Annotated in this window: 11 protein-coding genes and 1 pseudogene; 6 read left to right on the forward strand and 6 right to left on the reverse strand. The window is 42.4% G+C overall.

From position 1 onward, the window contains the following. Window positions 1–10 precede the first annotated feature (10 nt). The 3 genes and pseudogenes from G6053_RS18050 (at window position 11) to G6053_RS30805 (ending at window position 3,783) form a co-directional block, all read left to right on the forward strand. Window positions 11–1,621, forward strand: coding sequence for a hypothetical protein (locus G6053_RS18050; protein WP_165307659.1), 1,611 nt, complete (start codon window positions 11–13; stop codon window positions 1,619–1,621). Between the two features lie 51 nt (window positions 1,622–1,672). Further along, window positions 1,673–2,713: a linear amide C-N hydrolase gene (locus G6053_RS18055; protein WP_121125145.1), complete on the forward strand. Its 1,041-nt coding sequence runs from the start codon at window positions 1,673–1,675 to the stop codon at window positions 2,711–2,713. A gap of 501 nt (window positions 2,714–3,214) precedes the next feature. After that, window positions 3,215–3,783: pseudogene (locus G6053_RS30805) on the forward strand (hypothetical protein). Between the two features lie 222 nt (window positions 3,784–4,005). On the opposite strand, the gene G6053_RS18070 reads toward G6053_RS30805, so the two are convergent. Beyond that, a complete protein-coding gene (locus G6053_RS18070; protein WP_165307664.1) occupies window positions 4,006–4,779 on the reverse strand; it encodes an SDR family oxidoreductase in 774 nt (257 codons plus the stop codon). 116 nt (window positions 4,780–4,895) lie between these two features. Between G6053_RS18070 and G6053_RS18075 the strand changes: the two genes are divergently transcribed. Both G6053_RS18075 and G6053_RS18080 read left to right on the forward strand, forming a co-directional pair. Further along, on the forward strand, window positions 4,896–5,222 hold the full coding sequence (locus tag G6053_RS18075; protein ID WP_165307666.1) for a helix-turn-helix domain-containing protein: 327 nt from the start codon (window positions 4,896–4,898) through the stop codon (window positions 5,220–5,222). A gap of 371 nt (window positions 5,223–5,593) precedes the next feature. Further along, entirely contained in the window at window positions 5,594–7,066 is a 1,473-nt protein-coding gene (locus tag G6053_RS18080) for a hypothetical protein (protein WP_165307668.1), read from the forward strand. A gap of 28 nt (window positions 7,067–7,094) precedes the next feature. On the opposite strand, the gene G6053_RS18085 is transcribed toward G6053_RS18080, so the two are convergent. The 5 genes from G6053_RS18085 to G6053_RS18105 form a co-directional block, all read right to left on the reverse strand. Then, window positions 7,095–8,261 carry a hypothetical protein gene (locus G6053_RS18085; RefSeq protein WP_165307670.1) on the reverse strand — a complete coding sequence of 389 codons (1,167 nt, stop codon included), beginning with the start codon at window positions 8,259–8,261 and terminating at the stop codon, window positions 7,095–7,097. Window positions 8,262–8,567: 306 nt separating this feature from the next. Continuing rightward, window positions 8,568–8,843: a hypothetical protein gene (locus G6053_RS18090; RefSeq protein ID WP_165307672.1), complete on the reverse strand. Its 276-nt coding sequence runs from the start codon at window positions 8,841–8,843 to the stop codon at window positions 8,568–8,570. A 437-nt stretch (window positions 8,844–9,280) separates the two neighbouring features. After that, a complete protein-coding gene (locus tag G6053_RS18095; RefSeq protein WP_165307674.1) occupies window positions 9,281–9,685 on the reverse strand; it encodes a DUF5675 family protein in 405 nt (134 codons plus the stop codon). Beyond that, window positions 9,682–10,215 carry a DUF6266 family protein gene (locus tag G6053_RS18100; protein ID WP_165307676.1) on the reverse strand — a complete coding sequence of 178 codons (534 nt, stop codon included), beginning with the start codon at window positions 10,213–10,215 and terminating at the stop codon, window positions 9,682–9,684. The genes G6053_RS18095 and G6053_RS18100 overlap by 4 nt, the downstream gene beginning before the upstream one ends. A 51-nt stretch (window positions 10,216–10,266) precedes the next feature. Continuing rightward, window positions 10,267–10,911: a DUF6266 family protein gene (locus G6053_RS18105; RefSeq protein ID WP_121125135.1), complete on the reverse strand. Its 645-nt coding sequence runs from the start codon at window positions 10,909–10,911 to the stop codon at window positions 10,267–10,269. Between the two features lie 430 nt (window positions 10,912–11,341). Between G6053_RS18105 and G6053_RS18110 the strand changes: the two genes are divergently transcribed. Next, on the forward strand, window positions 11,342–11,794 hold the full coding sequence (locus G6053_RS18110; protein WP_121125134.1) for a GNAT family N-acetyltransferase: 453 nt from the start codon (window positions 11,342–11,344) through the stop codon (window positions 11,792–11,794). Window positions 11,795–11,797 lie beyond the last annotated feature (3 nt).

The raw sequence follows: 11,797 nt of genomic DNA on the forward strand, positions 1-11,797 counted from the left end.
CGGTTTAATTATGAAAAAATACTTTATTGAAAAAAATATCCGAACTGGATTTTGGACCATTTTTGTCATACTAGTTGCCACTTTTTTTTCGTGTTCTAAAGAAAATGACACGCCAATCGAAAGTGGGAAGACTATTGTAAAAATCAATATGGGCGGAACCAATTTTGGTACCGATGTGGTGAAAAAGGGAAATACCCAACAATCTGCCAGCCGATTGGATCACTTAATCATTCCATTTACAGATAAATTTGATATCGTGGCTACATGGAGGCCTGAAAACGAGCCCCTAGTCAATCGCGCCGTTACTGGCCGCAAAGATGGTCTAATGGCAGCCACACCGGTGCTCACTCCTCTTCCCGTCGGAACAATGTACAGCATCGCTGCATACAGCAGCACCGGGGCCTATGTAACGCATCAAAATTACACCTATTCAGCCGGGCAGATTCCAGAACTCAGTTTAACACCTGGAAGCTATCAATTTATCGTAGTTGCCTCGGGCAGCAATACCCTTCCGACGATAAACTTCAATCAGCCACTGTCCAATATAAATCTAGATGTACAGAATGCTGACATGGATTTTATGTATTTTAAACAAACCATGGCGGTGCAGTCAGGCCAAACCAATGAGTTAAATGTAGTTCTAAAACATCTTTTTACACAAGTTATATTGACTTTGAATACCGCGGCTATAGGCGAAGTTGGATCAATTGGTCAGGCTACTATAACACCAAATTATTCGGTCCTCAGCGTTTCCTTGGCTGACGGCAGCCTAAGTTATCCACCAACATCGACTTCCGGCTCCAAAAACTTCACTTTTGCCAATAGTACAGGTGAGGTTGTTGTGTCCAATCCGGTTTTTATTTTCCCCAACAATACAGCTGCAGCCTCCATCGCAATAGCAAATCTACAGATAGGCGATATTACCAAACCACTTACGCTCAGCAACCTACCTCTCTTGGACGGTGTGAAATATAAACTGGAATTTGTGATACAGGCTGCAGGGATCGATATTGGCAATGAAATTTGGTCAGGAGGAAATCTAGTCTATGACGCGGCAGACAACAGATATGGATTTACGGCATCAGACAATGATTATGGTGACTATTGGTTTGCAGGTTATACGCTACCGAAACTGCTGGACGGAACCAATCAGGGCCCCGATGCAACAATCAATGGCGCAGCCGGCGATCCATGTGCCCTTGTAGCTCCGGCCGGCACATGGCGTTTGCCTACAGAAGCTGAAACAACACAGTTAATTGACCGCACAGGGCCCAATGGCGCTGACAATCCCCATAATATTAATGCCTATGATCCCGCACGCTATGTTGACACTTTTGACGGGGGTACCTCCGCGACCAATTTAGGTATGTTTTTTGGCGTTCAAGGCAACCCGGGAGCTACCAGACACGACTATTTGTTCTGCGTATATGCCGGTGCATATCACAACGAAAACACACCCGGACCGACAATTGGCCGTGAAGGCAACTATTTATTGAGCGGAACAGATGGCGGTTATCGCGAACTACACCTCACCGGAGCCGCAGGTGACGTTGGCTATGGAATTAATATTGGCCAAGCTGAGGCAAATACAGCATATCAAATACGCTGTGTGAAACAATAAATTATATGAATTACAGAAGGTAAATATTTTTAAACATAAAACTTATAAAAAATGAAAAGATGCTTTATTGTTTTGCTATTTCTGTTTTGCTTTGTATATCGCAAAACCGATGCATGCACAAGGGTTGTATATAAAGGCCCCAATCAAACCGTGCTCACCGCAAGGAGTATGGACTGGCGGGATGAAATACCCGTTAATTTATGGGTATTTCCAAAGGGGATGCAACGGAATGGCGAAGTTGGCCCCAGTTCTGTCAAATGGACTTCGAAATATGGAAGTGTCATTGCTAGCGCCTGGGACATGGCTACAACAGATGGTCTGAATGAGGCCGGTCTTGTTGCCAATGTGCTGTGGCTCGCCGAATCCCAATATCCCAAATTCGATCCAAAAGGACAGAAGCCCGGGCTGAGTATTGCGGCATGGGCACAGTATGTGCTGGACAATTATGGTTCGGTCGCGGAAGCTGTAGCGGCACTTAGAAGAGAATCATTCGCCTTAGTAAGCGACTATATCCCAGGCACTGAACGATTTACAACACTTCATCTGTCACTATCTGATAAATCTGGTGATAATGCCATATTTGAATACATCAATGGCCGGCTCGTGATACACCATGATCCGAAATATGTCGTTATGACGAACTCGCCAGTTTTTGATGAGCAGCTGGCACTCAATAATTATTGGCGGGGAATTCCCGGTACCATCATGCTCCCTGGGACAAACCGTGCTGCAGACCGATTTGTGCGGGCATCCTTTTATATCGATGCGATTCCTCAGACCGATGATGTGAGGACATCGATTGCCAGTGTCTTTAGCGTGATTCGAAATTGTTCTGTTCCCTATGGCATTTCTTCCAAGGAGGAGCCTAATATCTCGTCTACAAGATGGCGTTCTGTAGCGGATCACAAAGATTTGGTATACTATTTTGAAACAGTGACCACTCCAGGAACTTTCTGGATAAATCTAAAAGATCTGGATCTGAGCGAGAAAGGTAAAGTTCTTAAACTTGATGTGGAGCAAAACAAAACCTATACTGGATTGAGCAATGCGCACCTTAAGAAAGTAGAACCTTTTAAGTTCATCGGACTATAATCCAATAAAATCATCCTAGGTTATTTCATCTAAAAACAGTTGGGTTAAATAGCCATTGGATTGATCAGCAAAATAAGGAATTATTGCATATATATTTATTAACTTATTTCAAAAACTATGTCAGAAGAAAAGTTATTACAAACATTAATACGAACTCAAGACGAAATTTGTGTGACTATTTCTGTGAACACACACCGCACACATCCTGATAATCTGAATGACAGAATAAAGATTAAGAACTTTACCAAAGAAGCAATCGACCGCCTTTTGGAAAAGTACGATAAAAGAACGGTGTCAGAACTGGTAGTTAAACTGGAAGAATTAGAACAGTCGATCGATGTTAATTATAATCTGGAGAGCCTACATCTCTTCGTTTCCGACAATGTATCAGAAATTTTCAGTTCTTCATGGGAAACCAATCAGGAAGGAGTACACATCAGCACCAATTTTGCTGTTCGGCCGGTCATTAAAGAGATTGGTCGTCAGACGCAATATCTGATCATGCTCTTATCTCAAAACAGTGTCAAGCTGTATAAGGCATTAAATGGACTCATTGAGAACGAAGTCCAAAATGATGCATTTCCAATTGGTGAGAATACATTTTACAATACATTTCCGGATAAAGCAAGTGATGCGAAACATCTCGATGATCTGTTGCGAGAATATCTGAACAGAGTGGATAAATCCTTGGTCAGCTACCGCATCAACTGCAGGCCCGCGCCTGGGAATTTATGAAAGAAGCGTTGGAGCGTAAAAACGAAGAATACTTTGCGGAGCTTCAGGCAGCTATTGGGCAGGGCCTGGTATTGACAGATCTTCAGGAAATATATCGAGCCTGCCAGGAAGGAAAAGCTGATTTTTTAATTGTACAGGAAAGCTTCCATCAGTCTGCTAAAATAATATCAGATATTGAGATTGAGATTGTGGACAGCAATTTGGGCAAAAGCACCGTCGACGACATCAGTAGCTTATTAGCACTTTTGATCAATGAAAAAGGAGGAAAAACATGCTATGTTTCTGAAATACCAAATCCCGAGTTACGTCCCATTGCACTGAAAATAAGATATTAATAGGTTACCAAAATGTGTACCCATTGCAATAATTAAGATTTCAGTAATGTCATGTGGTTACGCATTATTAACTGCAACGAGCATAGGCAGAAGCCAGAAAGCATTTGCTTATGCTCGTTTATCCTTGTTGTGTTGCAACCTCAAAATTATTCCTCTTGTTCCGCAAATTCTCCAATTCTGTAAGAGCATATCCAATATAAGCTCATCGAAATTCCAGCCAATCTATACAACAGGAAGTGCACCTCCATCAATCCTATAATTTGCTCCCGTGATGTATTTTGCCTGGGGTGAAACCAAAAAGCTGACAAGAGCTGCTACCTCCTCAGGTTCTGCCATTCTGCCCATTGGAAGATCGCCAATTTCATTTTTGATAGCATGAAATGTTTCCTCAGCAGAGCTGCCGTTTTTTGCTGCAATATCAGCGATAAAAGCTTCCATCAGCGGTGTTTTGACCAATCCCGGAGACACGGCATTCACACTGATCCCTTGCGGCCCCAATTCGCTTGCCAAAGCTTTGGTATAGGCATTCAACGCTGCCTTTGAAGCCGAATAGGACATGGTCATTTTCCACAGAGGCTGTAGTGCAGCGCCGGTAGAGATGTTGATGATTACACCCTCCTTCCGGGCCACCATACTCGGAATCAACGCCTTATTGACTCTAACGGCAGACATCAGATTCAGTTGTATCTCGTTATTCCAGTCCTCATCCGTTAGTGTACTGTATCCCCCGCCAGGGCTGGTATTGGCACCGGCATTATTGACCACAATATCCACTTTACCGAATTTTTCCAGAAGTTCGTCCGCAATGATCTGGCCAGCATCGGGTCTGCTCATGTCACCTGCTATAAAGTAATGTTCAGTTTCCACAGCTGGTTTAGTCCGCGCTGTTATGATAACCTTTGCCCCCTCTAGTGCGAGCTTATCGGCGATTGCCTTTCCGATACCTTTTGTTCCGCCCGTAACGAGCGCAATTTTTCCTTCTAATGAATTTGCCATAATGTTAAATTGAAATATGATGTTGTAAATCTAAATCCAATACTTTACATTTGAAAGTAGTTACACAAATGTAAAGTAATACCAAAAAGTACAGTCTTGCAGCAAATCAAAACGTTATGAGCGAAAAAAATTCTGAAAAAGTTTCAGGTAAATGTGTTATTCAGGAAATTTTGGATATAATCGGAGGAAAATGGTCCATGTCAATTATTTTTGCTCTTCTACATGGCACCAAAAGATTCAACGAGCTTCAGAAATTAGTCACCAACATCAATACGCGCATGTTGGTGAAAGAATTAAAGAATATGGAGGAAAATGGGATTGTTATCCGGGAAGTATTTGCTACTGTACCGCCAACGGTACAGTATACACTCACAGAAAAAGGAAGAAAGCTGGAACCCAGCCTTACAGAACTCTTTAAATGGGGTGAAGAGTTTGTAAATTAAAATGATCCGTCAAAAAAAGATATATTTGATACCGTTATAGATCGTATTCTTTATTGATAACACTCAGAATGCCTATATTTTAAATATGCATATTTGATGAGAACGGGCTACCGGAAAGTTCTTTGGAGAAGATGGTAAATTACCTTGGTAATGAGCGCAAAAATACGGTACATTAGTATAATTTAAAATATGAGGCAAATCAATCTGTTTAAAGGAAAAGAATATAGCTATAGTCCAAGGTTTTGTCTTGAAAAATCTGCCAATAAATTTTAAGCCATACCTGCAAAAGAGATTAATTATTATATTCGCCCCTGTTACATCTCCCGAACAGGGCTATAAGAAATATTAATTTACTGCAACCTACTAATGTGATGAAAAAGCAATTCTTGTTTTTTATTTTATGCTTGTTTACATTTACGGCCCTAGCTAACGATGAAAATAAGAAAGAAGTTGATGCACTTGTAAACGAAGCAAAAGACTTCCAGGCCTCGGTCAACCTAATACAACAGCTTGACTGTGCAATGAAGGCTCTGGATTTGGCCACTAAATATGAATATGATGAAGGAAAAGCAAGGGCGCAATTCTGGATTGCTGATGCCCTTCTTTACATTGGATTATTCAAAGAATCATTTAAGGCCATTGAAAGCCTACAAACGACTAAATTCTACCAAAATGATGCGCAGATGCAAGGCGAAATTCATGGCATGAAAGGGAAATGTTATATGTACCTCGGGCTAACCCATCAGGCAATTCAGGAGTTTCAGCTACAGTTAGCCGCGGCAAAGAAACTTGAAGATGAAAAACAAAAAAAACTTTCCGTTTATGCATATGGGAATCTAAGCACTATTTTCAACAGGACGGATAAACTGGACTCTCTGATGAAATATAACCAGCTGCAGCTGGAAATCTTAAAGGGGCTCAATAAAAAGGAAAATGCACTTCTTTTCATTGGTGTCTATGACGACATGGGAAGCTTTTATACTAAAAAGCTAGATTTTCCCAAAGCTGCGTACTATCTTAAAGAATCGCTAAAACTGGTGGAGAAATATAAAGTTCCAGTCTATTATAATACCATGACTTATTTAGGGAATCTGGAGCAAGAGAAAGAGAATTACAAAGAAGGGTTGGTTTTCTTTGAGAAAAGTCTTGCAAATAAAAAAGCAGTGGGAAACAGAGAGGCTATAAGAAACAGTTACAGATTTTTAGCTGATTACTATGCGTATTACAAACTAGGGGATGCGAAAGCGCAGGAATATGAGTTCGCCTTCAGCCGGCTCAATGATTCCTTGGAAAAAGAAAATAGACAGGTCATGGATATGGTATTAGCCCGTATTCTGAATTCGAAAGACAAGGAGGCAGCAAAAAAAGTTTCGCAATCATCAAGGATCTCAATGATTGTCCTTGTGCTGTTTATACTATCAATCGTCTTCTTCATATGGCGTGTAAGGCAAAATCGAAAAATTATTGTACAGAAAGAAGAGGCACTTCAGGAAACCGAGGTAATAAATAGAGAGCTCGTTGAGCAGATCGGTGACAACAAATTCAACAACCTGATCGACCTGGCCAAAAGTAACAACCCGGAATTCCTGACCTTGTTTACAGAGCTGTATCCACAGTTTATACAGGAACTAAAAACTTATGACCCCAATCTGCGAAGCACAGAATTAGAATTTTGTGCCATGGCTTTCCTGAACTTTTCAACGAAAAATATATCCGAATATACATACGTTACCGTTAGAGCTGTACAGGTAAGAAAAAATCGTTTGCGTAAAAAATTTGATATCCCTTCCGATGCGGATTTCAATACTTGGATGCGTGAGCTAGGTGAAAAAAGTGTACGCTAAAGGCTAAATTCCACGTTATAAAAAATCCTTAATTCATCATTTTATTTAGTGCATCGGAATATGTTGCGGAAAGCTTTCCTTTGTTTTCCTCAAAATTTTTCTTCGCCTCAGCCAACACAGGTAACTGCTCCCAGATCCCGTTCATCTTAAGGTTGAGTTTGTTTTTCGATTTCAGTTCCTCCATTACTGGTATTGCTTTTTCGAAATTACTGGCTATCAGGTAACAATACAAGAGATCTGTCTGTAAAGCAATCTTGATATCCTCATTGGCAACTCCTGTCAGTTCCTTTTCAAGGTATTCGGCGATCTGAGCGACTGCCGCAAAACTGGACTTGTCAACTTTGTTTTTATCGTAGGCAGATTTATTGATACCGTCAGCAAGTAAGATCAGCTTATCGATCTGCTCATTATATTCAAGCTGCTTGGGATCATTCTTATCCTTAAACCTTGTAAAGAAAAGACTTCCTGTACTTTGGAATCGCATTTGTTTTTTGGTCATGTTCCGGTTCCAGAAGCCTGCAATCTGGTTATGACCGATTAAATTATCGAAAATACTAAGCGTCATGCTTGTATAATTCTGTTTCAGGAACGCCAGCGACTGTAGCATCGCATCCTTTTTATTTGGAAAAGTAGTCGCTATTTGAGCCATTAACTGCTCTCTTTCAACAATCAGATCCGCGAGTCCTCTATCAACATATTGAGCCACAATTGTATCCTCTTCAATAACTTTGTTATCAAAGGAATTGCTATAGGTTACTTTTAACGGAACATTTAGCACGAAAGAATTTTTAAAAATGTTCTCCCAGGCGTTCCCGCTTTTCGTCGTAATGCCCTCTAGTGTCATCGGTAAAAACTCCACCTGGCACAAAAGGATACCCGCTCCTGTTTTCTGCGTCATCTGGAGATTACCAACTACCAAACGATTATTTTTTGCATCTGTCCGTATTTTCTCCGTACGCATTGCCGTAATATCCACCGATGTCAGCTCTTTACCTTCCATCACAAAATTGATTTTTGTGTTGTCAGGATTGATCTGGAGCTTGTACTCCAAAAACTCATAGGAAAATGGTTCTTCGGGATAACTGACGAAGGAACTGGTCTTCGTTTTATTTTCGACCTTAATCTTTTGCGCATGGACAGCCATACATCCAAAAAGTGAAAAAAGTGAAAATAGCATTGTAGTGATACTTTTCATAAAAATGCAATCAATAAAATGTGATAAGTAAAAACAATAAAACACAATTCTAATGTTATTTAACAATAATATTTACAATTCGTGACAACAATTTTAAATCCGACAAAAAAACGTCCCCCGGACTGGGAGACGTTCTCACCTTACTTCTGCTATTTTTTCTGGTTCCAGTATCGCCCAAGCAACCTACTGGTCGCGAAACTTACGAGTGTACCCAGCGCAGCCGTCAGCACCGTCTGTAACACATCGCCCAGCGATATACTGGCCCAGATGGAACAGATCGTGCCTCCGAGGGCAGAGATGCGGATATCATTTATTTTCATCCACGTCGCTCCTTTCTGCCACTAGCTCGTCATCATCGACCAGAGACCCGGTGGATCCGGTAGATTCGCCGCTTGATATATGGTCGGAGCCCTCATCAAAAGACTTTTCAGGCGACGGCTTATCCTCCTCCAGGACCGTTTCCAGTATTCCCAGGCCCAGTGCAATGTATTTCAGTATATTCGAGGCCTTTCCCGGCAGTTTGAGCGGCGCTGCGAGGACCACCTGTAGCACCTGCCCGATTTTGTTTAAGATTTTTTTCATACCAATTCATTTTTAATAGATTGGATGAACGGTCAAAGCCTAATATTCCGACTGCAAATTGATGAAGTCCAAAGGCGTTAAAAATGAATTCTTGTCTGAACGAAGTGAGTTTGAATTCATATAGCCATTGGGCAAAAGCAATTGCACCAAGGAATAGAGCGGTAGACCGTCATCCAATCATTTCCCCTTCTTTATTCGAGCAATATAGGAGGACAAAGAATTGAAAGCATGGCGTTCCGACTTCAATCCCCCTCCAACAACTCACCTCGATAAATATGAAGGGCCAGGGATAGAAAATATAGCTTTCTGACTGTCAAGCTTTGACGGGATCTGGTGTAAATATGAATCACTGTCTGAGCACAGCGAGTTTGATTCATATCGCCAGATAACTAAAAAGCTGACATCAAAGAAAGCAATGACCTATTCCGGCCCTTCCTTTATCGAATATTCAAATACACTTCATCCCCCCTATCCCACAGGCTATACACCAATGCCTTCAGCTTCGCCAGCGCTTTACCGCTGTAATCACCTGTCCCCTCACCGGTTAGCGTAGTTACGGGTGCGATGCAGCCATGCAGTTCTTTCAGCGCATTGTTAGCTGCATGGATCAGGATCGCTTCGCGTCCCAGCACATTTGGGATGCCGATCTGCTCCCCATGCTTTGGATAGCGCCGTTTTATTAGTTTATACTGCCCTATCGGGATACAGCTGATCCGGGGAACATTATTTCTATCAGGGAGTTCAATCGTATGGCAGATTTCTTCGCCCTGATACATAATGGTGCCGTTAGTTCCATTTGCTCCATATTTCCGTTGGAGCAGCAGGATATGTTTTGTATTCATTTTGTTGAATAACCCAAATAATTTGAGCGTGAATATTTTAACCCATTTCTGTTTGAAACCAGCAAATAAAGGTGAAATCCATCATCCCGAAAACCTTCAGGTATCAGAACGATGACTTTCCCTTCGCGACGTTTCCAGATCTGCTCATTGACAAAGGCATAGCCTTTTTCAACCTGGTAGGCGCACAGGGTCAGCCGATCATCCTCTCCAAATAGCGCTGCGTTGTCACTATCGTGTGTTAGCTCAATGCGATCGGCATAGCGCCTTAGTTCGGGCATCCTTACACCGGGCAGGGATCCATCACTTAAGCGTACCAGTGATGGGTCCACCACCGGCCCCTTTGCTTCGTGCTTTATTGCCACCTGCAGCGTATAGCCCAGCGCCAGTCCGGCAGGTAGAGATCTCTTTCGCCTGGCCGTTTCGGCAAATCCTTTTTTAATCAATCCGTGTAAGGGCGCTAAAAATGCCTGTCCGACTTTAAATGCAGCCCGTACCCGCTGCTGAGCAGGACTGATAGTTTTATTAGCCATAATACGTGTTGTAAATATGGGCTGAGCCAGAATGGCCCAACCCTGTATAATTTAGATTAGCTGTATCTCGCCTAGATACACACTTTTGGATACCTTGGTCTTTGACCGGTTTGACAAAAACAGCCAGGTATGCACAGCACCTGTTGCCAGATGCTCGGGCACCGTGAATGACACCGTACCAGCCGCACGGGTACTTGGCGTAGGTGTAGATATAAATTCGTCTTTCTCGGGGTGATACGCCAATACATAGACCATGTCATCTGAGAAAGTCTCGAACGTCTCGCTATCATCTGTGCTCCAAGTGAAAGAGAGGTCTCCCGCGTCATACGACACACCAACAGTTCCGCCGCCGTACAGGCTACCATCCGAGATACTGATCTTGGAATAATCCAAGGTATAGTCCGGATAGATACCCGTGATGGCCTGGTCCAGGTTAAATTGAAACGCCGCATTGATCGGTGTCAATTTTTCGGTATTTTTACGGCCAAAGCCGATCTTCAAAAAGAAGTTGATGGGCAGCAGAAAACGCATTAGCGTTTTGAATTTTTCCTGCTGCATCATCTGTGCTTCCGATGCGGGCTTTGATCTTTTTTTATAGAGCCCTTTAATATAGTTGATGCTCTTCCAACTACTTCCGATTATTGAGCCGGCTTTACCCTTAAAGCCTCCATTTGCTCCATTTACAATAGTTCCCATGTGTTAAAATCAATCCTTTTTCATACCGGTACATTTGATTGACATAACAAACATAAAACACTTTAAATCAACAATAAATAGACACATCATGATAGACCGACAACTGACCGACGGGCATTGCAAAGTTGACCGATCACAGACCGGGTTCAATTAAAAAATTTGGACTTTATGAGGCAAAAACCTAGAAAATAACAGCGAATTTTCGACCGGTTTTTTCGTGGATTAGCCAGCAATTAACTCCCTATCAACTCCTGCTTTTCATGGTATTTTCATCGGGTCGGCATCGGGTGCTGATGCTATTTTCCCGATGAGATCCCGAAGCCGATTCGAAGAAGAACGCCGGAAAGCTAGAAGTTGGTCAGGAGAAAGTTCGAAGAATATTGGGTGATCGGGTGAATAATCGTAAATTTGAAACCCTTAAAAATTAACGATGGAAATACGACGATACCGCCCCTCCGATCTGGCACAGATCAGCCAGTTGTTTTACGATACGGTGCATACGGTCAATGCAGCAGATTACAGCGAGGAGCAGTTGGACGTATGGGCGACGGGGCAGCTCGATCTGGCCGCCTGGAACGGCTCCTTTTTGGCGCATTACACACTAGTTGCAGTCATCAATGATGAAATTGCTGGCTTTGGTGATATCACTATGGACGGCTACCTCGACCGCCTTTACGTGCACAAAGATTATCAGGGACAGGGTATTGCCACCGCCCTGTGCAATGAACTTGAAGCTGCGACCGCTAGCACACATCTTAGTACACATGCCTCCATTACGGCAAAACCATTTTTTGAGCGCCGTGGCTATGGCGTTGTCAAAGAACAACAAGTGACCCGAAACGGCGTTCAGTTGACAAATTATGTTATGGAAAAAAAACGCTAGAAA

It is taken from the genome of Sphingobacterium sp. DR205 (assembly GCF_011064245.1).
GTDB lineage: Bacteria > Bacteroidota > Bacteroidia > Sphingobacteriales > Sphingobacteriaceae > Sphingobacterium > Sphingobacterium athyrii.

Bases quoted from the DNA above. Each gene is read 5' to 3' on its own strand.
- G6053_RS18050 (WP_165307659.1), top strand. From the start codon at position 11: ATGAAAAAATACTTTATTGAAAAAAATATCCGAACTGGATTTTGGACC.
- G6053_RS18055 (WP_121125145.1), top strand. From the start codon at position 1,673: ATGAAAAGATGCTTTATTGTTTTGCTATTTCTGTTTTGCTTTGTATAT.
- G6053_RS18070 (WP_165307664.1), bottom strand. From the start codon at position 4,779: ATGGCAAATTCATTAGAAGGAAAAATTGCGCTCGTTACGGGCGGAACA.
- G6053_RS18075 (WP_165307666.1), top strand. From the start codon at position 4,896: ATGAGCGAAAAAAATTCTGAAAAAGTTTCAGGTAAATGTGTTATTCAG.
- G6053_RS18080 (WP_165307668.1), top strand. From the start codon at position 5,594: ATGAAAAAGCAATTCTTGTTTTTTATTTTATGCTTGTTTACATTTACG.
- G6053_RS18085 (WP_165307670.1), bottom strand. From the start codon at position 8,261: ATGAAAAGTATCACTACAATGCTATTTTCACTTTTTTCACTTTTTGGA.
- G6053_RS18090 (WP_165307672.1), bottom strand. From the start codon at position 8,843: ATGAAAAAAATCTTAAACAAAATCGGGCAGGTGCTACAGGTGGTCCTC.
- G6053_RS18095 (WP_165307674.1), bottom strand. From the start codon at position 9,685: ATGAATACAAAACATATCCTGCTGCTCCAACGGAAATATGGAGCAAAT.
- G6053_RS18100 (WP_165307676.1), bottom strand. From the start codon at position 10,215: ATGGCTAATAAAACTATCAGTCCTGCTCAGCAGCGGGTACGGGCTGCA.
- G6053_RS18105 (WP_121125135.1), bottom strand. From the start codon at position 10,911: ATGGGAACTATTGTAAATGGAGCAAATGGAGGCTTTAAGGGTAAAGCC.
- G6053_RS18110 (WP_121125134.1), top strand. From the start codon at position 11,342: ATGGAAATACGACGATACCGCCCCTCCGATCTGGCACAGATCAGCCAG.